This window comes from Roseovarius sp. EC-HK134, assembly GCF_902498815.1.
GTDB lineage: Bacteria > Pseudomonadota > Alphaproteobacteria > Rhodobacterales > Rhodobacteraceae > Roseovarius > Roseovarius mucosus_A.
Genome location: NZ_LR701544.1, coordinates 1,949,253 through 1,973,955 on the forward strand (window position 1 = coordinate 1,949,253; position 24,703 = coordinate 1,973,955).

A 24,703-nucleotide genomic window follows, 5' to 3' on the forward strand; every position below is an offset into this window, starting at 1 on the left:
CATGGTCGATCTCATGGACATCGGGCGCGGCGGGGTTCTGGCCTATCGCACAGCGCTTGGCGTGACCGGCGAGAATATCGCCAATGTCGATACGGCCGGGTATCGCCGCCGCGACGCGGTGATGCAGGAGGTTGGCGTTGGTGGCGGCGTGGACGTGGTGGACATCCGCCGCGCCTTTGACGGGTTGGTGGCTGCGCGCAGCCGCGATGCCCAAAGCACGCTTGGCGCGGCAGAGACGCATTTGAGCCATGTGCAGGCGCTGGAAGATCGCCTTTTGCCGGGTGAAGGCGGCTTGCCCGATTTGCTGGATGGATTTTTCGATGCGCTCGACGGGTTGTCGCAGGTGCCTGAGGATCAGGGGCTGCGGCAAGCGGTCTTGAGTGCGGGCACAGCGCTGGCCGGGGGTGTGGCCGATCTGGCCGAAGGGATCGACGTGCTGACGCGCAACGTGCGCGAAGAGACCGCACAGACCGTAGAGCGGGCCAACACCGTCTTGAGCGGTTTGGCCGAGGTTCAGGAACAATTGGCGCAGGTCACCGATGAGCGCGCGCGCAATCCTCTGTTGGATCAGCGCGACCGGCTCTTGGTCAATCTTGCGGAACTTGTGGCGATTGATGTCGAGATGGATGATGCTGGCCGCGCGACCGTGCGGCTTGGCGCGGATGGCAGCGGGCCGATGGTGTTGGAACGCGGTCGTGCCGGGCGGATCGAGGTTGGCACGGCGGGGCGCTACACTGTCACCTCCGCTGACACCAAAGCGGTCGAGGTGCAGACCACGCTGCGCGGCGGAATGCTGGGCGGTCTGGCGAATGCCGCCGGGGCCATGGCGCAAGCGGCCTCTGATCTGGATCTCTGGGCCAGTCGGATGGCCGACGAAATCAACGCGGTGCATGCCCAAGGCCTGACGCCCACGGGCGGGCGTGGTGGCGCGCTCTTCTCCGTATCGGGATGGGAGGCCACGCCGGGCGCGCTGATGCGCGGCACGGGGGCGGCCAGTGTGACAATCACCGATGCAACTGTCATGCCTGCGGGGCCGCTGACCCTGGTGCAGGATGCACCCTCTGGGCTGTGGCAGGCGCGCGATGCGGCTGGGCAGGTTCTGGCGACGGGTGAACAGACCCTCAGCCTGCCGGGTTTGCGGATCGAGATGAGTGGCGTGCCGCTGGATGGCGACCGGATCACGCTGGCACGGCAGGATGCCTCGGCGCGGCATATGACACTTGTGCTAAACGACCCTCAGGGGATTGCGGCAGCAGGCACGTTGACAGTCAGCGCCGTGCCGGGCAATCGCGGCACTGCCACGCTAAGCGCCACGGTGCTCAGCGCACAGGGCACCGGACCGCGGGATCTGTCGGGGGTTCTGGGGGAAAATCCTGTCGAATTTCTGAATGCAGGCGTGATCGGCGTGATCGCGGCGGGTCATGCAGATGCCGCGCTGTCGGTGCAACCGCGCCTTGCGGCGATGGATCTAGGGCCGCTTGCAGGGGCAAACCCGCAAGCGCTAAGCCTGACCACGCCCGAAGGTGTCGCGCAATTCGCACTGCCTGCGGGGCTGACGACCGACGCGCTGGCGGCGGCGCTGAATTCCGGCGCGGTAGAAACCGCTGATGGGCAGCGCCTGGCCGCCTTTGGGCTTTTGGCCGAGGCGCAGGGTGATACGCTGACCCTTATGGCCCGTGACGGGGCCTTGCCGCTTGCGGCGAGCCTTGCGACCAATCTTGGCAGCGTGGCGGGTGTGGTGGTCGCCGATGCGGCCCCGGCGGCGGTGCTGTCGGTTTTTACCCGCGACGGGCGGCAACTTTCTGGTCCGCCTTTGGGTGCCACCGAAGCGGCCGCGCTTTTGACTCAGGAAAACGGGTTTCACGCTGATGCGGCCTATAGCGCCGACTACCTTGACGGGGCCGCTCCCTATGGCGGGCTCAGCCTTGGGCGGCAATCCGTGGGGGGCGATCACGTGGCGCTCTTGGGGCAGGCAGGTGGTATTGCTGCCTGGACCGGCACCATCCCCGCCCCGGCCAATCCCAGCGTTGAGGTCGGCTATGAGGGGGCGACGCAATCTAGCACGCTGCGTCTACCAGAGGGGGCCAATGCGGCCTGGATGGCGCAGGAGCTGACAACCGCCCTGCCGGTGCGCGCCGAGGCGGAAACACGGCTTGCGCTGGCGTTGCCAACAAGCGGTGTGCTGTCCTTTCAGCTGAGCGGGCAGAACCTGACGCCCGTCACGATTTCGGCCGATATGGGCGCGGTCGGGGTGGCAGGGCTGCAAGCGGCGATCAACGCGCAATCGGGGGCCACGGGCATCCGCGCCGAGCGGTCCCCCAATGGCGGCCGGCTGGTGCTGGTCGAGGATCAAGGTGCAGATATTTCCCTATCGCGCCTCACCCACTCCGGAGGCGAGGCCGCCTTGTTGACGCGGTTGGCACCGGATGGGGCGGCGTTGGGCACGGTGAGCCTTGGGGCTGGCGGGCCGGATGCGGCGCGGATTTCCGGCACGGTGCGCCTGAGCGGTAGCGCTGGCTTTGGTGTCACCGAGAACGGTGTTTTGCAGGTGGCCGCACCAGATGGCTTCGAGAATGGCCTTATCACACGGCAGACTGGCGCAGCCGGCGCGCAAGTGACCCTGACCCCGGCAGAGCCGGGACCGGGGGATCTGAGCCTGAGACGGATCGCCGTGACCGGGGCCGATGGCCGCGTGGTGACGGCTGAGGCCGATCCGGCGCTTGGCTCGGGGGCCGCAATGGCGCGGGCGCTGGCCGCTGATCTGCGGGCCACGGCTCCGGCCAGCCGGATCACGGGTGCAGCGCTAACGGCGCTGCCGCCCGACGGCGCGCAAATGCGCGTGAGCCTTGGGGCGCAAGACTATGGCATTCGGATGAGCGGTGGCGCGCCGATGGTGAGCGGCCCCGAAGAGGGCCGCATCACCGCGCGATTTGACGAGAACAACCGCCTCATCCTTGAAACCGAGGGCGGCACGCTTGATGGCTCTGCTCTGCGTCTGCCCAGCGATGCGGGCGAGGCGGCGCGCTTTGGCATGGGGGCTGGCAATGCGCCGGTGACAACGGTCATCGGACAGCCGTTCGATGCCGGGAGCCTGCCGTCCAGCTTTACCATCAAGCTCAATGGGCAGGAGCATTTTGTCAGCGTGTCGGCGGGGGCGGTGGTTCTGCCTGTTACGTTCCCCGGCACAGGCTATATCAACACCGCCTTTGGCCGGGTCGAGATCGAGTTCAGCGCCCTTGACGGCGAAATGATGATTGAGGCGCAGCCGGGGGCGGCAGCGGCCGGGTTCGAGACCTTGGGCCTGCGCGCCGAGGTGACAGAAGACGGCGCGCTGCGTCTGACGGCCACGGATGACCGGGTGCTTGGGGTTGAGAATGTCGCCACTGGCGGGGGCTCTGTGCTGCGCCTCAACTCTATTCCTGATGAGGATCTGATCGTGGTGATGGGCGGCACTGGTGCCCTGCGTCTGGCAGGACAGATCAGCGACACGCCCGCGACAGAGCGCGCCCGCGAAGTGCGGGTGCTTGATGCCACCACAGGTCTTGTCGGGCTTTTCGATCGCGACAGTGGCGCGCATTTGGCGTCGCGCACGCTGGATGCGGCGGGCACGGCACGATTTGGCGATCTGGAGATCACATTGGGCGGTGGGCGCGTGACCGGTGACAGATATTTGATTGCGCCCAACGCAGGCGGGGCCGGGGATGGGCGCAGTGTCGAGGCGATGGCCAATCTGCGGCAGCGCGACGGGCTGACCGGGCGGGGCGGCTATGCCACCGGCTTTGCCAGTCTGCAACAGCGGGCGGGGGCACAGGTTACGGCCAGCGAGAGCCGGGTCGCCACTGCCGAGGCCGAGGCTGAGAGCGCCGCACGCGCCGAGTCAGAGTTGGGCGGCGTCGATCTGGATGCGGAAGCGGCGCAATTGATGCAACAGCAACAGGCCTATCAGGCCAATGCACAGGTCCTTTCAGTGGCGCGGTCCCTGTTCGACACCCTGCTGCAAGCGATATGAGGGTTTGAATGAGTATCGGCACCAGTTTTTTTCACAACGTCACCACACGCAACCTGTCACAGGTCAATGAGCGGATCTCCGATCTGCAGGGGCAGATTTCCTCTGGCGTGAATGATCCCCGCCCCTCTGCCGATCCGGTGCGCGCCTTGCGCCTGTCGGCGGCCAAAGAACAGCAAGAGGCGTTGGATCGTTATTCCAACAATCTTGAACGCGCTGGGGCGCGGCTGGATCAGGCCGACACGGTGCTGAGCGAGGCGGGCAATGTCATGCGCCGGGTGGGCGAGTTGGCGCTGCGTGCGGCATCGGACACGGCGACGGCGACCGAGCGCGACAGTATCGGCACCGAGGTGCGGGCGCTGCGCGACAGCCTCTTGGGCCTTGCTAATGCCCGCGACGAGAGCGGCCGTGCGCTCTTTGGCGGCTATGGCACGCAATCCGATCCGTTTCGCGATGGGCCGGGCGGCGTGGTCTATCAGGGCGATGGCGGGCAATCGCGCTTGCAGGTTTCGGAATCCCTGAGCCTGCCAACAGGGCTGAGCGGGGATGCGGTGTTTGCGATCGGGTCTGAAGGCGGCGATGTCTTTGCCGTGATCGACGACTTTCTGGCCAGCCTTGGCACAGCGAGCAGCGCGCCGCGCGCCAGCGTCACGGGTGCAGGCCAGCTTGACCTTGATCTGACTCTAAGCCGTGCGCCGGCTGCGTGGTCCATGACGCTGGAGGGGCCGTTGGGATCTACGACGATTCCGTTTGTCGCGGCAGAAGGGGCCATGTCAGGGGCGGTTGAGGCGATCAATGCCCAAACCGCAGCCACCGGCATCAGCGCCGCGCTTGATCCCGAGACGGGTGGTCTGATGCTTACGGCTCAGGGCGATGTGAAGGTCTCGAATATCGCGCGCGCGCCCGATACAGGCGGGGTGTTGATGGTGGCACGCGACGCCGAAGGCGGGACGCAAGCGCTGGTGCCCTTTGCGCGTACGCGGGATGCGGTGATTGATCGGTTGCGCGGGGCGTCAGAGCATCTGATCGACCAACGCACGCAATTGGGGGCGCTGTCGGCGGATGCCGCGCGGCAATCGGATGTGATCGACAACCGCAAGCTGGCGATGAGCCAAGCGGTGTCAGGGCTGGAGGATCTTGATCTTGCCAATGCGCTGACGCGGCTTCAGCAATCCATGCTGACGCGGGACGCCACGCAACAGGCCTATGTGCGCATCACCCAGCAAAGCCTGTTCGATTTCCTGCGCTGAGGTTTTCGGGCCTTGTGCCAAACTTGGCCCGACGCTTGCAACGCGAGGGCATGAGACATCTTATCCTTCTGTGTGTGGCGCTATTCTGGGTGCCGTCCCTTTCATCCGCCAGCCCCGCGAATTGCGAGGCGCTGGCGACGCAGGCCGCTGAGCGTCATGGTTTGCCCAAGGGCCTGTTGCGCGCCATCGCGCGCACAGAATCGGGACGGGCACTGGGCGACACCGGGACACGGGCCTGGGCCTGGACCTCGAATGTGCGGGGCAAGGGCTATTACTACTCGGGCAAAGACGAGGCGCTGACCCATCTGCGACAGTTGGTTTCGCGCGGGGTTCGGGGGTTTGATGTGGGCTGTATGCAGCTCAATTATCGCTGGCATGGCGATAACTTCGCCACTCTCGAAGAGATGATCGACCCTGTCCAGAATATAGAATACGCCGCCCGATACCTAAGCGAATTGCGCGCGGAAACCGGCAGTTGGGACGCGGCGACGCGCTATTATCATTCCCGCGATCCACGGCGCGGCGCGGCTTATCTGGGGCGCGTGCAGGCTGTCATGGCGCGGCTAGGCCCGGTCGAGGCGATGCCAGCTGTGGAACGACAGTCCGAGGTTGCGCGCGCCGCGCCGATGGTCACAGGGCCAAGCCTTCCCCCACGCGAAGCGCCGCGCCTTGCAGACCCGGCACCGCGTGAGGACCGGCGTTTTGCCGGGGCCGCGCCGCTTGTCAGCCGGGTGCAGAACGTGCGGTATTGGGAAACCGCTTCTCTTCCCGAAGGCGCAGTGCCGGTGATGCCCATGCGCAAGACCCCGCAAAAGACGCGCCGCTGAACGTGTCGCGCGTATCCTTGCGTCGGAAATCTATCTTTAGAGAGTCTCGAGACTCCTTTTGCCCGCGCAAGGATCGTCAGAGATGCTGCTATAGCGGTGGTATATCCCTCTGTATACCGGAGCGCAGTTCATGACGAGTTATTGGCCCACCTCTTCCATCACGGAACAGTTTCCCATCGACCTGCGTCTAGACGCTGTGCTCGTGGGCGACGCGCCCGTGATGCGGCGGTTGAAACAGGCGATCAGCATCATCGCCCCCAGCGATGTGCCGGTTCTGATCAACGGGCCGACCGGGGCGGGCAAAGAGGTTGTTGCCAATGCGATGCACCTCATGTCGGGGCGCACAGGGCCGATGATCCCGGTCAACTGTGGTGCCATTCCCGCCGATCTGCTGGAATCCGAACTCTTTGGCCATGAAAAGGGATCGTTCACGGGGGCCACAGCCCAACGGATCGGATTGATCGAACAGGCCGAGGGCGGCACGCTCTTTCTTGATGAGATTGGCGAGACGCCGTTGCATGTGCAGGTCAAACTGCTGCGCGCGCTGGAAACCCAGACCATTCAACGGGTTGGGGGTGGCGCGCCGATTCCGGTCAATTTTCGCCTGCTAAGCGCCACGCATCGTGACTTGCAGCAAGACGTCGCCCAAAAGCGGTTCCGCGAGGACCTGTTGTTTCGGATCGAGGTCTTTAGCCTTAGTGTGCCCGCGCTGTGCGAACATGCAGAGGACATCCCACAAATCCTGCGCACCATGGAACAGGGCAGCCGGGGCGGCAGTACATTGCAACTGACGCCCTGCGCGCTGGCGTTGCTGATGTCGCAGGACTGGCCCGGCAATGTGCGTGAATTGCGCAATTTTCACGACCGGGCGCAGATCTTGTTTCGCAACCGGACAATCACCGCGGCTGAGGCGCGTATCGCAATGGCGCCCCGGTTGAGCTTTGCTGGCGGGGCTCCGGCGGCGCCGGAACCGGCGGTCGAGGCGCTGCCGGAAGGGGTGACCGATCTCAAAGGGATGCTGGCCGGCAACGGATCGCTGGACCTGCGCACCATGTTGCAGCGGGTCGAGGTCAAGGTGATCCAATCGGCACTGGAACTGAGCGAAGGACGTGTCACCCGCGCAGCGGAAATGCTGCGGCTCAAGCGGACCACGCTCATCAGCCGTATGCAGAAGCTGGGCCTTGAGTCAGACGGTCTCTGAGGGCCTATCGGAGCTGTTTTGCGCCTGCAACAGCGGCGCAAAATCGCTGCGCGCCTCTTGCAATAGCGCCTTTGCGGCGGGGACAAGTTCGCTGGTGCCCGGGTCTGTGCCCGCCCGTGCGAGGGTTTCCGCCTCTGACAGGGTTTCTGTCAATTCCTCCAATCCGATGATGCCGGTCGATCCGACCGCCTTGTGGATGATCAACGCCTTGTCTTCAAGCGAGAGGTCCGTGTCGATCATCGCTGTAAACGCTGCTTCGGCATCGCTTAGGGTGGTGCGGACCAGACGCAGCGCGGTGTCGTGGCCCACCATTTCGCCCAGATCATGCAGCATCGTCGCGGCATCCCTGCTTTCGGCCAGAAGATCGTCGTCTTTGCCTTCGTCCGGTGGCGTGACGTCTGGGATCACGTCGCGGCGGGTGTCGCGGATCGCACGGGCAAGGTGTTCCTGCCCAACGGGTTTGGTCAGGATATTGTCCATCGCAACCGCCTGTTCGTCGCCGGTATGCGCCCCGATGAGGGCGGTGACGCCGATGATCACAGCCTGCGCGGATGGCCCACCAGAGGCGCGGATCATTTTGGCCGCTGTGGGCCCGTCCATCACCGGCATGGAGAAATCCATCAGGATCACGTCGAACGCTTGCGCCTGCGCCTTGTCCAGCGCCTCTTGACCATTGGTGGCCGTGTCTGGGCTATGGCCCATGCGCCGGACCATTTCGGTCATCAAGGTCAGGTTGATGTCATTGTCATCAACCACGAGGATCCGCTTGGGGGTTTCGTGAATCGCGCGCTTCAAAGTCGAGAGGGCTGGCGCAGGCTGGTTCTGTGGTGCCTGTGACAGGCGCAGGGGGATCGTAAAGAAAAAGCGGCTGCCGACGCCCGGCGTGCTAAAGAGCCCGAGCGCGCCGCCCTGCCGTTCGATCGCAAGTTTGGCGATGGGCAGGCCCAGACCGGTGCCCATGGCAGAATTCACCTCGCTGCGCCCCACAGTCTCGAAGCTCTCGAAAATGCGCTTCTGATCTTCGGGGGCAATGCCGATGCCGGTATCCTCGACCTCGACCGTCAGATCGAGATTGTCGGGGGCATGGCCACCCAGGCTGAGCCGTATGGAAATGACGCCATTTTTGGTAAATTTGGCGGCATTTCCCGCCAGATTGTAAAGCGTGCGGGAAAAAGCATTGGGCAGCCCTTCCAGCCGGTGACTGTCAAAGTCGCCGTGGGTGATCAACTCGATCCTGTTTTGGGCTTTCTTTGCGAGCGGCTGCAATTCATCCACGATATCGGCAGCGATACGCGCGGGGTTGAACGGCACGGGCGTTTCCGTGCTCTCGCCCAGCCGGGTCAGTTCGAGCACATCATCAACTTGGACCAATGCGCGGGCGCTGCAATCGCGCGCAGTTTTGAGCAAGGCGCGATTTTCGGGATACATGTCGGTTTCGTTGATCAACGACAACGAGGCCATCAATCCATGCAAGGGTGTGCGCATTTCGTGGCTCATGGTCGCCAGAAACATGCTTTTGGCGCGGGCGGCCTGTTCGGCCTGAACCAGCGCGGCACGCAGGTTGGTTTCGGCTTCGACCTGTACCGAGATGTCGCGGATGAAGAGAATGACGATAGGATGACCTGAAATATCGTGATCCTCGACCATCGCGAAATCCACCGGGATCTCTCGCCCAACCGCGCTGCGGCAGGCGGCGACAAAAGGAGCCTTTTCGCGCGGCGCGAGGCCCTCAACGGTGTCACGCGGAACGGTGGGATCAAAGATCAGGATGTCTTCGGCGCGCATGGTCTGCAAATCTTCGGCGGTATACCCCAAAAGCCGTTGCGCGCGCGCATTGCTATAGAGGATGCGCGATTGCGGATCGGTCACGATAACCGCGTTCATGGTCGAATTGAACGCGGTCGAGAGCATGGCCGCGATGCGCCCGGTTTCCGCCGTGCGCCGCTCAAGCTCTCGCCAGAGACGCACTGCCAGAACGGCGCCGATGGCCATCAGACAAAAGAGCAACAGGGATTGGATGAAAAAGCGCACAAAGAGGCGCTGCTCCTCAACGCGGGCGCGCGAGGTTTCGATGGTGATCTCTTGGAGCCCTGCGACGGTGATGTCACGCACCATCGGATAGGTCGCATCAACGGCCGTACGAAAGGCCTCGAGTGCCTTTGGGTCATCCTCTTTGATTGCATCGATCCGGTTGGCCAGACGTTCGCGCGCGACCTTGAGCCGTTCAACCCGGTTCAAAAGGTCATCAGACACGGCCATGCGTTGAAGCGTCGCGGTGAAAATGTCCACCCGACTGTAAAAGATGTCAAACTCGCGCTTTACCTTGGTCAGTGTGTCCGATGTGAGGGGGGCGGTGATATCGGGCCGTGTCCCGAGAACCGCGTTGTCCAGGGTTTGCATGAGGCCCAAGTGATCCACCTCGAGCTGGGCCACGACCCAGCCGCCATTGTCGGTGTTGGCGGATCGGATGGCATCAAGGCGCTGCTGAAAGGCCATCGCGCTGACAAGCAGCGCGATGCTTGCAACCAGCATCAGGAACAGCAGAATCTGCGCCGATAGACGCTTGGTCGTATTAAAGACCTTATCGGGTCCAGCGCCTGTTGGTTGAGAGGTCAGCACGGGTCATTCCGCAAGAATGTCAATCTTGTTCAACTGCCAAACACTGAGGGTAAAATACTCTTCGCTCTGGTAGCGGGTGTCGGAATCATACGGGAAGACCAGCCAGAGCGGCCCTTTTTCTCGCACGGAAAAGGCGGCATCATCAATGCGCGCGGCAAGGATCGGCACGTTCTCTTCCAGCCGCGCCTCGGGGAAGGTCACGTTATAGTCGTTGATCGCATAGACGCGCAGAGTGCCCGGCGCGCTGCCCGCGGCATCAAGCACGGCCATAAGCGACGGACCAGAAAAGGTCTTGGGCGTGGTATCTGTCCAGATCGTTGTCGTCTCAAAGCTCTGCTGCGGCAAAGCGAGAAGATCCGCCTCGGTAAATGTCTTGGTCTGGCCACTGCGCAGGTCATTGACGGTCAAGATGACCTCGTCGGCGAAAGCAGGGCTTGCGACGGTCTGAGCAAGGCTAAGGCCAAGGGCTGCGAGGGTCAGAAAAAATCTACGGTTCATTGTGTGTCTCTTTTGGATACCGGAACAGGGCTGGATCGCCTGCTGCGTTTTAACAGAGTTTTTGGATGAGGGGGCGCTATCTAAAGGTATCGAGATATCTAAAGATAGTAACGCCTGACAAAAGTGTAGCGAAATCAACGCATACACTGTTCAGGGGGTGTCTCACATAAACGTGAGTTTTATTCCTATATTTACTTCTGCGCCCAAGACTTGAGCGGTCGACGTAACGTCACATGATCGGCATGACGCGCACACCTTGGGCGATGCGACGTGCCCAGTTGGTGATATGCGGCTCGAATCGTTGGCGGGCATCGGGCAGGGCGGCGATCAGGACCATGATCGCGCGTTCGCGCCCATCCTGAGGGGCCTTAAGACCAAGCCGCGCATGCTGCCATAGGCCATCACTGAAACACACTTCGCCATCGCGGTCTTGCAACAGCCGGGCCGACCATTTGATGCCGAGCGTATCAAAGGCCATGTCATAGGGCGGTTGCTGCGCTGTCTGTGTCCGCACCGCATGGGTCATCAGGAAATCAAAGAGGACATCGGGATCAAGCAAGAGAATATCCGACCCCACCTCGATCCAGCCATCGGCAATGCGCCGGTCGAGTGCGCACCATTCCTGCTGGCCTTGGGCACGAAAGGCGAGGCGTTCGCCCTCGCCATTCGCTTCGGCGATCTCGTAGGTTCGCGCGCCCAGCGTGAGCAATGCAAAGGGGGCACTTGCACTACAGACATGGCCATGGCTCGCGCAGCGAGGGCGGCAATCGGCGCGGGGGGCAACGGTGTCAGTCATGAATGTTTGGCTGTGCATATGCGGCTCTCGATCTTGGGTCCGGGTCTAGCTGTGTCAACGACAGACCTTGGGGGAATGTTAGTGGTTCACTTGGCATGAACCCTGCACGCTAAGGCCAAGGCCGGGCCCCCCGGCAATCCGCAACATCCAAAGGATTCCCGCATGAGCACCCCCCCGACCGAGCTGGAAAACAGCATTCAACTGGCGCTGGAGGCGGCAACCGCCGCCAATGATAGCGCCGAGGACGTGGCGCGCGTATCCACCGAGACATTGGCCGCCGCCGCGCGGCTGGATAAATTCGCCAAGGGCATGAAGCCGCTTTTGTTCGGTGTGGTGGCTGCGGCGGTGCTGTGTGTTGCACTGGCAGGGTTGGTCTATCTGCGGACCCTCTCGGATATGCGCACTGCAACGGCGACGCAGATCGAGGCTTTGACTGTGTTCTCAAAATCCGTGGGGGATTTACAGGCACAGCTTGAGACCTTGGGCGATATGTCGGCGCAGGTTGCGGCGATTGAGGCGGCACAAACCGCAGGGCTTGAGCGGCTGGAGGCGGCTATGACCGCCGAGACCGCACGTCTGGCCGAGGCCATATCTGGCACCGAAGACCCGGCTGCGCCGCAGATGCTGCGCGGCTTGGTGGACCGGATCGAGGCCAGCCATGGCGAAACACGAGATGCCTTTGCCAAGGGTCTGTCGGATCTGCAACTGGCCATGACGCGCATGTTGGCCGAGCGGGCGCAAGTGACCCAACCTGTCACCCAAAGCGCTGCGGCCCCTGCCAAGCCTGTCGCCAAGCCCCCCGCCCGCAAAAAACCACAGGCCCGGGCCGAGCCGAATCCCTTTGGCTTTCCCTAGGAGGCTCGGTGGATGAGCCTTTCTGATCCATCTCCTCGCGCCAGTGCGCTCGCGCTGGCGTCGGTCAATCCGCAAGGAAAGGCGCTGGGCTTGCGGCCCGGTGATATCCTGCTGCGGGTGGACGGGCACGCGGTCGACGGCAAAACCAAGGATATTCAGGCGCTGTTCCGCGAACACCCCGATCGCGCGCGCGCGCTGTGGATCTGGCGGGACGGACAGGTTTGGCCGGTGCTGGGGCGCAGCGCCATTCTGGGACGTTGGCGCGTGATGCCAAAGCCCGAGGTGATCGTCACCCTGCCGGATCACAGCCCGACGGACCGGATGCAAAACTTTGACGTGATGATTGGCCCGGACGAGACCTATGATGCGCAGCCCCGGACGCCGTCGGTTGTCGCGCTCTTTCCGCCGCTTTACATGATCCAGATGCGGCTCTGGACGCCACTCATCCTATGGGCGGCCTTGACGCTGGTCTCTGTGCCCTTGGGATGGATCGCTGGGGCAGCGCTTCAGATGCTTATCTGCGTCTATTTCTGGCGCGCGGCGCCGATGCTGGTGCGCACGGATCGCACGGCGCGGGGCTTTCGCCTATGGCGGGTCATCGCGGCACGCTCAGAGCGTGAATTGCATCGGCAGATGACCACGCTGGCACCAGACTTGCGGTTTGTGCACGCGCCAGTGCGGTCGGTGCCAAAGCCTGTCGAGGCGCGCTGACGCCCCGACCGTTCCTTACATGCCGTTCAGCTTGCCCTGACGCTTGCGCTGAAAAGACGAGGGGATATGCAGCATGTCGCGGTATTTTGCGACCGTGCGGCGGGCAAGAACCGGACCATCAGCGCTGATCATCTGGGCGATGGCATCGTCACTCAGCGGATTGGTGGGGTCTTCACCCGCGACCATCTTTTGAATGCGATAACGCACAGCGGCGGCAGAGGCCCCGCCTTCGCCATCAGCATCCCCAGCGAGAGCGGTGCTGAAGAACCGCTTGAGGCCCATGGTGCCTTGCGGGGTGACCATCAGGATGCCCGTGGTCACGCGGCTGACGGTGCTTTCATGCACGCCAATCGCCTGCGCCACATCGGCCAATGTCATCGGCGCGATCTTGGCGGGGCCATGTTCGAGAAACGCCGCCTGACGGCGCACGATTTCGGCCCCTACGGCAAGGGCGGTCTGATTGCGATGCTCGACCGCGCGGCGCAGCCAGCGGGCGACGCCAAGACGCTCTCCGACATATTCACGGGCGCGTTTGTCTTGGGTTGCGACGGCGGCGCTTTCCTCGTCGACCAGCACAGCGGGCAGGGTCGAGCGGTTGAGTTCAACCTTCCAGCCTGATGCGCCACGGCTGACGATCAGATCGGGCTCGCGCTCGACCAGATTGGCGACGTGGAAATCAGCGCCGGGTTTGGGGTTGAGGCTGCGCAGTTGTTTCAGCGTCGCGCGCAGGTCGTCCATGGTGCAGGCGCAAAGACGGGCCAGACCAGTAAGATCAGCGGCCGCAAGACGCGGCAGATTGTTGAGCACGGCGCGAAAAAGCGGCGTCATCAGCCCCTGATCCTCGGCTTGAAGGGCCAGACATTCGGCGAGGGTGCGGGCAAAGAGGCCAGCAGGCTCGACCGCCTGTACCGCGTGTAGCATATGTTCGGCCTCTGTCATATCGAGGGCGCAGGCAAAGGCGATCTCTTCCAGCGGCTCACCCAACCAGCCATTCTCGTCGAGGGCTTCTAGAAAGCGATCCGCGATCAGACGGTCTTGGGTAGAATTGAACATGAGGTCGAACTGGGCCGCGACATGCGCATAGAGCGAGAGCGGGTGATCGGCGATACGCCCGGTCGCGTCATCGGCATCCGCTCCTTTGCCGCCAACATGCGGCAGGCTGGGCAGGGCGCGTTCAGAGCGGGCCACCTCGATAAAGGGATTTTCCTCGGCTTCTTGCTCGATATAGCGTTGCAAGTCGGTGTTGGACAGTTGCAGCAGGGCAATCGCCTGTTGCATGTGGCCGGTCATCACAAGCCCCTGAGTCTGGGCGGCGCGCTGAGAAATTTGCAGGTTCATCGATTTTTCTCCAATCTCGTGCTTAAATACCTATCTGGCCTGCCGTTAGACTGAAGACTCGGAATTCGACGCTTTGGACGGTGTCGATCCATTGACGGAAAAACCTTCTAACCCCCTTTGATTAAAATCAAAAAACCCCAACGATACCGTTGGGGTTCTTTCGATACTGTCGAGATTTCGACGTTTACCGGAGCAGCGAGAGCATGCCCTGGGCCGACTGGTTGGCCTGTGCGAGCATTGCTGTGCTGGCCTGGGACAGAATCTGCGACCGTGCCATCTCGGACGATTCCTTGGCAAAGTCGGCATCCATGACCCCCGAGCGTGCGGCCTGAACGTTGACCGTGATGTTGGTCAGGTTCGAGATCGTGCTGTCGAGGCGGTTGGACACGGCACCGAGGTCAGAGCGCGATTGGCTAACCTTTTGCAGGGCTACGTCGATCACCTTGAGGGCACTTGCGGCACCTTCCAGCGTTGTCAGGTCGATTTCAGCAACAGAGCTGAGTTCGGATGTCGTGGCAGCCGATTCAAAGAACACTTCCCCGGCGGTGGTCTCGTCTGTGCCCACAGAGAATTGCTTGGTCGAGCTCAGTTCCACCTGACCGCTGACGGCAACATCGTTGTCGGTGTCGTCCAGCGTGGCCGTATGGGTGCCTGCGGTTGCGCCTGCAGCAGTGCCATCCGAGTTCTGGGCGGTCACAGCCATTGTCGAGCCGCCGGTGCCGGTGGTGAAATCGGTGATCAGGATGTCGGCACCGGTGGCGTCCGTCAACTTGATGCTGGAATTGTCATCACCCATGGTCGCGGTCACACCGGTCCGACCCGACTGGTTGTTGATCGCGGTGGCAACGCCGCGCAGATCGGAGGTGTCCGAGATGGCCACGGTGCCGATGTTCACGCCATTGACGTCAAAGGTGACGGTGTCGGCGGCAGAGAAGCTTGACAGTTCGAGGTTGGTCGTGGCCGATGCGGTGACGCCGGTCGAGGCGCTGACATTGTTGATCGCGGCGGCCATTTCCTCGGCCGACTGGCCTGCGCTGGTGGTCAGTTCTGCGCTGCCGGCAAAGCCGGTGATGTTGATGGTCGAGGCGGCGGTGATGCCGGTGTCGCTGGTGCCTGCCCCTGCGGCCAGCGATACGTTGGACGTCACAGTATGCGCACCGATGTCGGTGGCAGCGGCGCTGTCCACGCTGATGTTCAGCACCTGGCCCGCGTCAGCACCGATCTGGAACTGCTTGCCTGTGTAAGAACCGTCAAGAATTTTCATACCGTTAAAGGTGGTGTCTTTGGCGACGCGGTTGATTTCGGTCACGAGCTGCTTGGCTTCGGCCCCGAGGTTCGACCGGTCAGACGCGGTGTTGGTGTCGTTCGACGACTGAACGGCCAGTTCCCGCAGACGCTGAAGCATGTTCGAAACTTCGACGTGCGCGCCTTCAGTCGTGTCCAGCAGGTTCTTGCCGTCGGTGGCGTTACGAACGGCTTGGTTGAGGCCGGTGATCTGCGAGGTCATCTTTTCCGCGATGGCCATGCCGGCGGCGTCGTCTTTGGCGGCGTTGATGCGCAGGCCCGACGACAGGCGGCTCATGGCCGCGTTCATGTCATCGTTAACGCGGGTCATGTTGGCCTGCGCTGTGATCGCGCTCATGTTGGTATTGATCGTGGTCATTTTCAGTCTCCTGAGTTGGCTTGTTACGTTTGCCGGCGCTTGCTGGCTGTACGCTGCCCAGCGCTTGACAAGAGCAACGGCGGCGGCGGAAAATGTTTAGTAAGATTTCCAAAAATCGTTTTAAGTTTCTGTAATTAAATGAATTAATACTTTTGCGACTAACCCTGATCGGCTTGGTATGGTTCTTGCCCCTTCTCTTGCGAGACCTGGCAGAGTGCCGGTTGCCACGCTTTTCAGGGAGTCCCGTCAATGGATATTGCGTCGCTCATCGGTTTGATCGGTGCGCTGGGAATGGTGGTCGGCTCGATGCTGGCTGCAGGCGGTCTGGGGCCGTTCATCGACGTGGCGTCGATCCTGATCGTGTTCGGTGGGACGTTCTTTGCCGTCATGTACAAATGCACTATGCCAATTTTCCTGCGCAGCTTTGGCGCGGTGGGCAAGGCGTTCATGCCCAAGGCACCAAGCAAGGAAGAGCTGATCACCAAGATGGTCGAGTTGTCGGATGTCGCGCGCAAGAATGGCCTTATGGCGCTGGAAAATCAGGAAGTGCCCGATAAGTTCTTTTCCAAGGGATTGCAGATGTTGGTGGATGGCGCGGACGAGTCCAAGCTGGTCAAGCAACTTTCTGATGAGATCAAGGCGATGAAGGTGCGCCACGGCGAAGTGCATGAAGCGCTGCGCGGTTGGATCGACATCGCCCCCGCCATGGGTATGATCGGCACGCTGATTGGTCTGGTGCAGATGCTGGGCAACATGGCCGACCCCAAGGCCATTGGCCCCGCGATGGCGGTGGCGCTTTTGACCACGCTTTACGGGGCTTTCATTGCCAATGTGATGGTTGGCCCCGTTCTGTCCAAGCTGGAGGGATATACCGCCAGTGAAACCGCGTATCGGGATATGGTTCTGGCGGGCCTGCGCAATATCGCCAAGGGTGAATCCGGGCGCAACGTTCAAGAGCAGATGGTCGCGGTGTTGCCGCCCAAGCTGCAAACCAAACTGCTCGCGGCCTAGGCAAGGTGGTCTGAGCCATGGCGCGCAAACCCATTCCCCTGCCGGTGCCCGTCGAGGACCCCGAGGACGAGTGCCCGAAATGCCCGCCCAAGGGCGCACCGGCGTGGATGGCGACCTTTGCCGATATCGCCACGCTGCTGATGGCGTTCTTTGTTCTGATCCTGTCCTTTGCCGAGTTCAACCAACCCAAGTTCAAGATGGTGGCAGGCTCGCTTAGCATGGCCTTTGGGGTGCAACGGCAGGTGCCGGTGATGGAACAGCCCAAGGGCACCACGATTCTGGATCTGTCCTTTAGCCCGTCACCCGAGATGTCGGTCACTGAACAGATGACGCAAGACACGACCGAGACAGAGCAGCCCGAAATCCAGCGTCCGGTGACGGAAGAGGATGGCAAGGGCGCTGCCGATGGCGAGGGGGCCGATGCGCCCGGTCAATCCGAGGCGCGCGAAATGGCCGAGGCTTTGCAAGAGGCGTTGCAGTCTGGTCAGGTCAAGGTCGAGACCCGCGACGGTGAAGTGGTGATGACCTTTGATGCCCCCGATGCCCAAAGCCTGCCGGGACAGTTGACCGAGGCCGCCGAGGCCCTGCAACAGGCCGCAGAGGCGACCGGGCAATCCACATCGGATGTGATGATGCAAGGGCTTGCGGACAATATACAAGAGATGGCCGAGGTTATGCAGGGCAAGGCCGAGGCAGAAACCCAAGCCGGCCAATCCGCGCGCAGCGCCGCCATTGCCGATGCGCAACTCCAAGTCGCCTTGCAGCAAGAAATCGGCGAGGGGCTGGTATCGGTCGAACAGCGCGAGGACAAAGTGGTGATTACAGTGGGCGAAGGCGGGGCCTTTCCTTCGGGCGGGGCCGACCTGACGGACGAGGCGCGCGATGTCATGGCACGTCTGGCCTTTGCCGCGATGGGCGAAGCCAGCGAGATTGTCGTGACCGGGCATACAGATTCGGTGCCACTTGGTGGCGCTTCGCCCTATCGCGACAATTGGGGGCTCGCTGCGGCGCGGGCATCGTCGGTCGTGCGTGAATTGTCGGGCTCAGGGCTGATCGAACCCGAGCGTCTGACCGCGACCAGCCGGGGTGAATCCCTGCCCGTGGCTGAGAATGACACTGCAGCGGGCCGGACACAGAACCGCCGGATCGAGATTGAGATTACCTATTGAGGCGTCGGGGCTAACAGCCCGGCGTTGCGCGCCGTTGTCAGGGGCGAAGAGGGCTTATCATGGAAAACGAGATTCTGACCGCGCTCAATCGTGGCGGCACCGGCATCAATATCGCGGAACTGGCTGACTCGCTCACGCAGGCCGAAATCGCGCCCCGGCGGGCGCTGATCGCCGAGCGTATCGACCGGGCCGAGGTGCGCCTGTCGGGCTATGACCGTCTGCGCGGACAGGCCGAACAGATGGGCGATGCGCTGGAATTGATGCGCGGCCTCTCGTCTCGCAGTCTGAGCAGTGACAACAGCGCCGTTTCGGTCACGGTCAGTGATCCGGGCAAGGTAGACCTCCAAAACGCGCGCATTGGCGTCTCGCAACTGGCGCAATCGCAGGTGCTGAGCTTTGTTGGCTTTTCCGAGGCCGAGGCCGAGATTGGCGCAGGTGCGCTGACGGTGGAATTCGGCAACTGGTCGGCGGATGTTCCGCCCGTATTCAGCGCCGGGACGCGGACGGCGCAAACCATCACCTTTCAACCCGGCAGCAGCCTTGCCGACATGGCCGAGGCGCTGAGCAGCCTTGACGGGCTGTCGGCGCGGGTCATTGACCTTGGCGATGGTACGTTTTCGCTGGGCGTCATTTCCGAAACCGGATCGCAGAACGCGCTGCGCCTCAGCGTGGCGGCGGATGCCGACCCGCGCATGGCGCAATTCGACATCAGCGCCGATCCCGGCGCGGTGCAGGTGCAAGGCGCGCAGGATGCCAAGCTTAGCCTCAATGGCATTGCCGTGACCCGCTCCAGCAATCAGATCGACGATCTTTTGCCCGGTGTGACCCTCAATGTGACGGGGCAGACCCTGAGCGATGCCAACCTGTCGGGCCGCGCCAATGTCGAGGGCGCGCTTGAGGTGATGCAAAGCTTTGTCGACATTATCAACGCCACGCAGGGCCTTGTGAAATCGCTGACTGCGCGCGGCTTTGGCGAAGGTGGCGTGGCGGGCGATCTGGCGGGTGACAGCTTGGCCGATGGCGTGCTGCGCGGCATGCAATCGGTGCTTTCCCGTGGCTTTGGCGTGAAGGGCGTGCATCTGTCGGATATTGGTATCCGAACAGAGCGCGACGGAAGCCTGTCGCTTGATGCTGACCGTTTTTCAACGGCGCTGACGGCCAATCCGGCGCTGCTTGATCCGCTGATCCGTGACGATCTGGTGGGTACGACTGTGCAAATCAGTGGAACACCCGGCAGCGGTGCCACGGCGGGCCGCTATGCGTTGACCCGCGATGCCGCCACGGGCGAGGCCACGCTGGCCGGTGTGGCCTTGATCGGTTCGGCGCAGGCCAATGGCGATTGGACTTACCGCGTGCCCTCGGGGCCGATGCGCGGCCTGACGTTGACGGTTGGCACAGGGACAGAGCGGGCTGAAATCAATTTTCAACCCAGCATGGTTGGCAGCCTGCAATCCTATTTGTCGGGTATCCTGGCCGACGGCAACGCGCTGGCACAGCGCGAGGACGCGCTGGGTGCCTCGATTGTCACCGAAACCACTGCACTCGAAGCGCTGAACTTGCGGTCTGAAGAGGTGCGCACCCGCTATCTTGGGCAGTTCACGCAAATGGAAATGATCGTGACCCAGCTCAATTCAACCGGCGACTACCTGACCAATCTGGTGGAAGGCTGGAATGCGGATCGCTGATCCGCAAAACGGCGCGCGGAACGATGGCGCGGCACCAAGGAAAGGCAAGCGGCATGGCTGAATGGCACGTGGTCTATCAGGTCTTTGGCGGTGCGCCTCTTGGGGCGTGCCCGACCTTGTCGCATGCGGCGGTCGGCGTGGAAGAGTTCGCCGAGTTGCGCGAGGCTGCGCTGTCCGTTGACGGGGTGCTGCTGATCCCAGGGGCGCAGGTAACCCTTAGAGGGGCCGCGTGCACTGTGCTTGGCTCAGGTCGCGCGCAGCCGGGAATCCCCTTGCTTGACGTGATCGAGGCCAAGGGCGAGGCCCGCGATCTGGTTCTTTTGCGGCAGGAAGACACGGGTGAGACCCTCTTTCTCTATCCCCAAGCTGTGCCACATGCGCCGGGAATGGTGGCGCTTATTGTCGATCTGACCGCTGCCGCCTATCGTCTTGATGCGGGCATGCCATTGGGATTGGTTGCAGGCACCGGAATCTTGACCCCCACGGGCGAGCGCAATGTGCAGACGCTGGTCGCAGGCGATCGGGTGCTGGATACATCGGGCGCAGAGCGGGTGGTGATCTGGGCGGGAGTGACCGAAGTCGATCTTGATCCGCTGACGTCAAATTCGGTGGCACCGGTCAGGTTCGAGGTTGGGGCGCTGGGGGCCGGGCATCCCATGCGCCCGCTCAAACTGTCGCCGTTCCATCATCTGCCTGTGCCAGAATCGGGTGCCGATGGCGCGCTGTGCCTTGGTCCCGCGTTGGGGTTTGTTGGCTTGCCGGGGGTGCGGGTGGCGCATCTGGCCGGGCGGCTGGCCTATCACCATCTGCTGCTTGATCACCACGCACTGATCCTTGCCAATGGCACCCCGGTCGAGAGCCTTTTTCCCTGTCCTGCGATGATTGCGCGACTGGCACCAGAGCTGCGGGCCGAGGCGCATGCGGCGCTTGCGGTGGCGGGTCATGCTGGGCGGGCCTATGCACCGCTGGCTGAAACCTTGGGCGTCTGGCAAACCCGCGACGCGCTGGCGCTCTGGCCCGAGGCCCTTCCCGAGAACGAAATCCTTTTGGCCGGTTGATCCACCCGCGCGCTCTGGCGGATCACTCTGCTGCGGTGTTGTGCAGCCGCGCCTGCATCAGGTCGCGCAACTGGCCGATGGCCGCTTTCTTGATCTGCGACACGCGCCCGGTTGTGACATCAAGGATCGCCGCGATTTCATAGACGTTAAGCTCTTCGACATAATAGAGTTGCAGCACCAAGGCCGAGCGTTCGGGCAGATCCTGCAGCGCGCTTTGCAGCAGGGCCTTGAGCTGGATATGTTCAACCTCATCCTCGGGGGTAGACCCATGATCGCTAAAAAGCAGCGAGTGATCGGTATAAACCTCGTCGAGCGACTGAAGCTGATTGGTCTGAAAGCGGTTTTCCCAGTCCTGGAATTCCTCGGTCGAAAGTTCGAGTGACTGCGCCAGTTCCGGCACCTCGGGTTCGCGCCCAAGTTTTTGCGACAGCTTGCGGCGGGTGGCCTCGATCTTTTGGCGCATGGTGATGGAGTTGCGGCACAGGTTGGAATTGCGGCGCAGATGGTCGATGATCGAGCCACGAATACGGATGGCCGCATAGGCGGCAAAGCTGACCCCATCACAGACCGAATAGCGTTGCGAGGCGTCGATCAGCCCCAGATAACCCGCCTGCAGCAGGTCGTCGATCTCGATGAAACGACCCACGCGACCGTGGAAATGCCACGCAAGGCGCTGCACAAGCGGCATGTGCTGTTCGACCAGACGGGTCGGATTGGGTTGTTGTTCCGCATAGGCTTGGGGGGCGATCATGACCGGGACTCCGCATCGGGGCCGTGGTGGCGAAAGAGCATGGGCTGAGCCAAAGGCGCAGGATCATCGTTGGTCGCGGGTTCGGTTGCGCTGTCGCCTTCGATCACGCGCAAGCCCTCGACCAGCCGGTCGTTGGAGGCGCACCAGAGCGGCACCAGACCCACAGCCCGCAAGGCCGCCACATCCGTGGTTGCGTCAGGCATGTCCTCGGACCCCGACAGGATCGCAGAGTCTATCCGCTCTGCCCAACGCTGCCGGAGGGCGGCGATGCGCTCGGGGCGCAGGCCGCCGGGCACGACCAGCGCGGCGCGGGCCTCTGGCAACTCCAGTGCGACTTCGGCCAAAGATGTGCCATCGCTGCCCCGCCCTGAGATCACGACGATCTGGACAGTGCCCGCTTGCGGCGCGGCGAGGGTGTCGGGGGTGTGAAACAGGGTTGTCATACCCAACAGATGCGATTTCTGTGCCAAGACGGCGCCATCCCCATGCGATCCTGTGCCACAAAAGCAGAATTCTACGGTCAGACCCGGTGTGCGGGTCAGGCGCATCAGGGCCAGTTGCAAGGCGACCTGCGATTTGCCCGCGCCGACCGGCCCGACAAGGACAATCCGGGGGGCCGAGAGCAGGCGATCGCGCAGGATGAGCGGATCAGGCAGGGCCGGGGCCAGGGGCTCTGGCGTTTTGTGGTCGGGGGTTTGCGCTTCGGGTGTCTCGGGGGCCGTGACAGTGGCAGGCGCGGTGGCAGGCGCAGTGGCCTTGGCCTCGCCCAGCATCCGGTCAAAGGGTTTGGGCGCATGGGCATTCAGAAAGCTGGGCAAGCGTGGTGCAGCTGCTGTGACCGCAGCGGTCATCAGCCCAGACGACGGCGGCGTGATCGGGTCAATCGGCTCATCAATCACCACGTCGACGCGCGGCGACGTAGGCACAGCCCGCAGACGTGGCGCGGGTTTGATCAGGGCCTCGGGATCGTCATCGCTGGCCACGATTACCACTTGCCCGTCGATCAGGTCATTGGACAGGATCAGGGCGTCCGGCCCGAGGCGGCGTTGCACCTGTTCCAGCGCGGTCACGCTGTCGGGGGCGCGAAAGGTCATCGTGCTCATTGGTCACATCCTCAGTTGGACGGTTTTGGCGGGGCGGTTCTGGCACCGCCGATAGAGGCGGCAATCTCGACGCGGCGATTGTCGGGCAGTTCGGAGACGGCCATCACGATGGCATCGACACCATGGGTGCGCAGAAAGGCGGCAAAGGCGCGGCGCAGCGCGGCGGAAACCACCACGACCGCCTGTCGGCCCTGACCGGCCAGCGCTTCCTGCGCCTCGTTCAACTGGCCAAGGATCTGGCGCGTTAACCCCTGCTCGACGATCAGCCCGGCGCTCTCATGCTTGGACCGGGTCAACAAATCTTCGAGTTCGGGGGCCAGCGTGATCAGGTGCAGGCTATCTTTGAGTGGTGCAATCTGTTGCAAGAGTTGCGGGGCAAGCGCAGGGCGCAGCGCCTCGGCCATATCCTGCGGTTCGCTGAGGCGGGCGGACATGCCTGCCAGGTCTTCGAGGATACGTGGCAGGTCGGCAATCGGCATCCGCTCTCGCAAGAGCGCGCGCAGAACGGCGGTCAGCACATGCAGTGGCACCAGTTTCGGCACCACGGATTCGACCAGCGTCGGGGCCGAGCGTTCCAGATTATCCAAGAGCCCCTGCACGTCATCCGCGCCCAAGAGATCGGCGGCATGGGCATAAAGCATCTGGCTGAGATGGGTGGCGACCACAGAGGCGGGTTCAACCACGACGTAATCATCCGCCTCGGCCTCGGTCTGTTGATGCGGCTGAATCCAGACGGCATCCATGCCAAAGGACGGGTCCTTGACCTCGATCCCGCGCAGCTTCCGGGTGGTGCCGCCGCCGGGCAGCGCCAGCTTGCGGTCTGGATAGGCCATATCCTCGGCCACGATGGCCTGACGGATACGGATGCGGTAGCTGTTGGCAGGCAGGCCCATATCGTCGCGGATGCGCACGCCGGGAATGACAAAGCCCATGGCCGTCGACACTTCGCGCCGGATGCCGGTAATGCGCGACACGAGCGCGCCGCCGGCACCCTCTTCGATCAGCGGAATGAGACCGAAACCGATCTGGATGGTGATGGGGGCATAATCCGTCACCTCTTCGGCGGTGATGGCCCCGCTTGTATCTGGGCGCGTGCCCGGCTGTCCGGCGCTTGCGCCGCCCGGGGCGGGAAGTGCTGCGCGACGCGGCGCTTGGCCGGGGGCAGCCGCAGGTGCGGTCTCGCCGGGGGCGAGCTGTTTGCGGGTGGCCCAGGCCACGCCGCCCGCGGCAAGCGCTGCGATGAGAAAGAGCAGGTTCGGCATGCCCGGAATGAGGCCCATGATGGCCATGACCGCCGCCACGGGCAGCCACGCCCGGTGCATGCCGATCTGGCTGCCGATATGGCCCGTCATGTCTTTGGTCGAGGCCACACGTGTCACGATCACCGCCGTGGCGATCGAGAGCAGGAGCGACGGGATTTGCGCCACAAGACCATCGCCGATGGACAAGAGCACGTAGGTTTCCGCCGCTTGGCCCAGCGAGAGCCCGTGTTGTGCGGTGCCAATCACAATACCGCCCAGAATATTGGCGGCGAGGATCAGGATACCGGCAATGGCGTCACCCTTGACGAATTTCGAGGCACCATCCATGGCACCGTAGAAATCCGCCTCTTCGCCCACTTCGGCGCGGCGTGCGCGCGCTTGTTCCGGGGTTAGAATTCCAGCGTTGAGATCGGCGTCAATCGCCATCTGCTTGCCGGGCATGGCATCGAGGGTGAAGCGGGCCGACACCTCGGACACGCGACCGGCACCCTTGGTGATAACCATCAGGTTGATGATCACGAGGATCACAAAAACCACCAGACCCACAGCGAAATTGCCGGCAATCACGAAATTGCCAAAGGCTTCGATCACCTTGCCCGCCGCCCCACTGCCCTCGTGCCCCGAGGTCAGAACGATCCGCGTCGAGGCCACGTTGAGCGCAAGGCGGAACACGGTGGCAATCAGCAGGACCGACGGAAAAGACGAGAAATCAAGCGGACGGTAGCTATAGAGCGCGACCATCAGCACCAAAAGCGACAGAAGGATGTTAAATACAAAGAAAATGTCGAGCAGCGCCAAGGGCAGCGGCAGCACCATCATCGCCACAACGGCGAGGATGCCCACAGGCAGCAGGCCAGCCCCGAGTTGCGGGCGGTAAGAGGCACGGCTCAGCGCGGCCAT

The 24,703-nt window shown here is 62.9% G+C and carries 18 protein-coding genes; 10 read left to right on the top strand and 8 right to left on the bottom strand.

What is annotated here, in order from left to right:
* Nucleotide 1 precedes the first annotated feature (1 nt).
* The 4 genes from GC127_RS22850 (at nucleotide 2) to GC127_RS13410 (ending at nucleotide 7,284) form a co-directional block, all read left to right on the top strand.
* A complete protein-coding gene (locus GC127_RS22850) occupies nucleotides 2-4,009 on the top strand; it encodes a flagellar basal body rod C-terminal domain-containing protein (protein ID WP_199861251.1) in 4,008 nt (1,335 codons plus the stop codon).
* 8 nt (nucleotides 4,010-4,017) lie between these two features.
* Nucleotides 4,018-5,256, top strand: coding sequence for a flagellar hook-associated protein FlgL (gene flgL / locus GC127_RS13400; RefSeq protein ID WP_081507928.1), 1,239 nt, complete (start codon nucleotides 4,018-4,020; stop codon nucleotides 5,254-5,256).
* A 50-nt stretch (nucleotides 5,257-5,306) separates the two neighbouring features.
* A complete protein-coding gene (locus GC127_RS13405) occupies nucleotides 5,307-6,083 on the top strand; it encodes a transglycosylase SLT domain-containing protein (protein ID WP_151978566.1) in 777 nt (258 codons plus the stop codon).
* A gap of 130 nt (nucleotides 6,084-6,213) precedes the next feature.
* The gene (locus GC127_RS13410; RefSeq protein WP_081507930.1) at nucleotides 6,214-7,284 is read left to right on the top strand and encodes a sigma-54-dependent Fis family transcriptional regulator; all 1,071 of its coding nucleotides are present in this window, start codon (nucleotides 6,214-6,216) and stop codon (nucleotides 7,282-7,284) included.
* Here GC127_RS13410 and GC127_RS13415 read toward each other — a convergent pair.
* From GC127_RS13415 to GC127_RS13425, 3 genes are all read right to left on the bottom strand, one after another.
* The gene (locus GC127_RS13415; protein ID WP_151978568.1) at nucleotides 7,270-9,903 is read right to left on the bottom strand and encodes an ATP-binding protein; all 2,634 of its coding nucleotides are present in this window, start codon (nucleotides 9,901-9,903) and stop codon (nucleotides 7,270-7,272) included. The genes GC127_RS13410 and GC127_RS13415 overlap by 15 nt on opposite strands.
* A 3-nt stretch (nucleotides 9,904-9,906) precedes the next feature.
* Complete coding sequence (locus GC127_RS13420) at nucleotides 9,907-10,401, bottom strand: hypothetical protein (protein ID WP_081507932.1); 495 nt, start codon at nucleotides 10,399-10,401, stop codon at nucleotides 9,907-9,909.
* A 229-nt stretch (nucleotides 10,402-10,630) separates the two neighbouring features.
* Nucleotides 10,631-11,197, bottom strand: a complete 567-nt coding sequence (locus tag GC127_RS13425) for a hypothetical protein (RefSeq protein ID WP_151978570.1) — start codon at nucleotides 11,195-11,197, stop codon at nucleotides 10,631-10,633.
* 162 nt (nucleotides 11,198-11,359) lie between these two features.
* On the opposite strand from GC127_RS13425, the gene GC127_RS13430 reads away from it, so the two are divergent.
* A complete protein-coding gene (locus tag GC127_RS13430) occupies nucleotides 11,360-12,052 on the top strand; it encodes a hypothetical protein (RefSeq protein WP_151978572.1) in 693 nt (230 codons plus the stop codon).
* A 12-nt stretch (nucleotides 12,053-12,064) separates the two neighbouring features.
* On the top strand, nucleotides 12,065-12,763 hold the full coding sequence (locus tag GC127_RS13435) for a PDZ domain-containing protein (protein ID WP_151978574.1): 699 nt from the start codon (nucleotides 12,065-12,067) through the stop codon (nucleotides 12,761-12,763).
* A 15-nt stretch (nucleotides 12,764-12,778) separates the two neighbouring features.
* Here GC127_RS13435 and rpoN read toward each other — a convergent pair whose 3' ends face one another.
* Nucleotides 12,779-14,101, bottom strand: coding sequence for an RNA polymerase factor sigma-54 (gene rpoN / locus GC127_RS13440; protein ID WP_151978576.1), 1,323 nt, complete (start codon nucleotides 14,099-14,101; stop codon nucleotides 12,779-12,781).
* Nucleotides 14,102-14,285: 184 nt separating this feature from the next.
* Nucleotides 14,286-15,764 carry a flagellin gene (locus GC127_RS13445; RefSeq protein ID WP_081507937.1) on the bottom strand — a complete coding sequence of 493 codons (1,479 nt, stop codon included), beginning with the start codon at nucleotides 15,762-15,764 and terminating at the stop codon, nucleotides 14,286-14,288.
* A gap of 249 nt (nucleotides 15,765-16,013) precedes the next feature.
* On the opposite strand from GC127_RS13445, the gene GC127_RS13450 reads away from it, so the two are divergent.
* From GC127_RS13450 to GC127_RS13465, 4 genes are read left to right on the top strand one after another with little or no spacing between them, the layout of a single operon-like run.
* Complete coding sequence (locus GC127_RS13450) at nucleotides 16,014-16,775, top strand: motility protein A (protein ID WP_008279922.1); 762 nt, start codon at nucleotides 16,014-16,016, stop codon at nucleotides 16,773-16,775.
* Nucleotides 16,776-16,792: 17 nt separating this feature from the next.
* On the top strand, nucleotides 16,793-17,944 hold the full coding sequence (locus tag GC127_RS13455) for a flagellar motor protein MotB (RefSeq protein WP_151978578.1): 1,152 nt from the start codon (nucleotides 16,793-16,795) through the stop codon (nucleotides 17,942-17,944).
* Nucleotides 17,945-18,003: 59 nt separating this feature from the next.
* Nucleotides 18,004-19,629, top strand: coding sequence for a flagellar filament capping protein FliD (gene fliD, locus GC127_RS13460; RefSeq protein WP_151978580.1), 1,626 nt, complete (start codon nucleotides 18,004-18,006; stop codon nucleotides 19,627-19,629).
* A 53-nt stretch (nucleotides 19,630-19,682) separates the two neighbouring features.
* Nucleotides 19,683-20,687 (top strand): Hint domain-containing protein, encoded by a 1,005-nt coding sequence (locus GC127_RS13465; RefSeq protein ID WP_199861252.1) that lies wholly within the window; start codon nucleotides 19,683-19,685, stop codon nucleotides 20,685-20,687.
* 22 nt (nucleotides 20,688-20,709) lie between these two features.
* On the opposite strand, the gene GC127_RS13470 is transcribed toward GC127_RS13465, so the two are convergent.
* The 3 genes from GC127_RS13470 to flhA are packed head-to-tail and all read right to left on the bottom strand — an operon-like array spanning nucleotide 20,710 to nucleotide 24,703.
* Entirely contained in the window at nucleotides 20,710-21,438 is a 729-nt protein-coding gene (locus GC127_RS13470; RefSeq protein ID WP_081507941.1) for a sigma-70 family RNA polymerase sigma factor, read from the bottom strand.
* Nucleotides 21,435-22,541 carry a hypothetical protein gene (locus GC127_RS13475; RefSeq protein WP_151978584.1) on the bottom strand — a complete coding sequence of 369 codons (1,107 nt, stop codon included), beginning with the start codon at nucleotides 22,539-22,541 and terminating at the stop codon, nucleotides 21,435-21,437. The genes GC127_RS13470 and GC127_RS13475 overlap by 4 nt, the downstream gene beginning before the upstream one ends.
* An 11-nt stretch (nucleotides 22,542-22,552) precedes the next feature.
* Nucleotides 22,553-24,703, bottom strand: a complete 2,151-nt coding sequence (gene flhA, locus GC127_RS13480; protein WP_151978586.1) for a flagellar biosynthesis protein FlhA — start codon at nucleotides 24,701-24,703, stop codon at nucleotides 22,553-22,555.

What these genes read in the sequence shown, in the direction of transcription:
- GC127_RS22850 (WP_199861251.1), top strand. Translation starts at nt 2, where the DNA reads ATGGTCGATCTCATGGACATCGGGCGCGGCGGGGTTCTGGCCTATCGC.
- flgL (WP_081507928.1), top strand. Translation starts at nt 4,018, where the DNA reads ATGAGTATCGGCACCAGTTTTTTTCACAACGTCACCACACGCAACCTG.
- GC127_RS13405 (WP_151978566.1), top strand. Translation starts at nt 5,307, where the DNA reads ATGAGACATCTTATCCTTCTGTGTGTGGCGCTATTCTGGGTGCCGTCC.
- GC127_RS13410 (WP_081507930.1), top strand. Translation starts at nt 6,214, where the DNA reads ATGACGAGTTATTGGCCCACCTCTTCCATCACGGAACAGTTTCCCATC.
- GC127_RS13420 (WP_081507932.1), bottom strand. Translation starts at nt 10,401, where the DNA reads ATGAACCGTAGATTTTTTCTGACCCTCGCAGCCCTTGGCCTTAGCCTT.
- GC127_RS13425 (WP_151978570.1), bottom strand. Translation starts at nt 11,197, where the DNA reads ATGACTGACACCGTTGCCCCCCGCGCCGATTGCCGCCCTCGCTGCGCG.
- GC127_RS13430 (WP_151978572.1), top strand. Translation starts at nt 11,360, where the DNA reads ATGAGCACCCCCCCGACCGAGCTGGAAAACAGCATTCAACTGGCGCTG.
- GC127_RS13435 (WP_151978574.1), top strand. Translation starts at nt 12,065, where the DNA reads ATGAGCCTTTCTGATCCATCTCCTCGCGCCAGTGCGCTCGCGCTGGCG.
- rpoN (WP_151978576.1), bottom strand. Translation starts at nt 14,101, where the DNA reads ATGAACCTGCAAATTTCTCAGCGCGCCGCCCAGACTCAGGGGCTTGTG.
- GC127_RS13445 (WP_081507937.1), bottom strand. Translation starts at nt 15,764, where the DNA reads ATGACCACGATCAATACCAACATGAGCGCGATCACAGCGCAGGCCAAC.
- GC127_RS13450 (WP_008279922.1), top strand. Translation starts at nt 16,014, where the DNA reads ATGGATATTGCGTCGCTCATCGGTTTGATCGGTGCGCTGGGAATGGTG.
- GC127_RS13455 (WP_151978578.1), top strand. Translation starts at nt 16,793, where the DNA reads ATGGCGCGCAAACCCATTCCCCTGCCGGTGCCCGTCGAGGACCCCGAG.
- fliD (WP_151978580.1), top strand. Translation starts at nt 18,004, where the DNA reads ATGGAAAACGAGATTCTGACCGCGCTCAATCGTGGCGGCACCGGCATC.
- GC127_RS13465 (WP_199861252.1), top strand. Translation starts at nt 19,683, where the DNA reads ATGGCTGAATGGCACGTGGTCTATCAGGTCTTTGGCGGTGCGCCTCTT.
- GC127_RS13470 (WP_081507941.1), bottom strand. Translation starts at nt 21,438, where the DNA reads ATGATCGCCCCCCAAGCCTATGCGGAACAACAACCCAATCCGACCCGT.
- GC127_RS13475 (WP_151978584.1), bottom strand. Translation starts at nt 22,541, where the DNA reads ATGAGCACGATGACCTTTCGCGCCCCCGACAGCGTGACCGCGCTGGAA.
- flhA (WP_151978586.1), bottom strand. Translation starts at nt 24,703, where the DNA reads ATGGCCGCGCTGAGCCGTGCCTCTTACCGCCCGCAACTCGGGGCTGGC.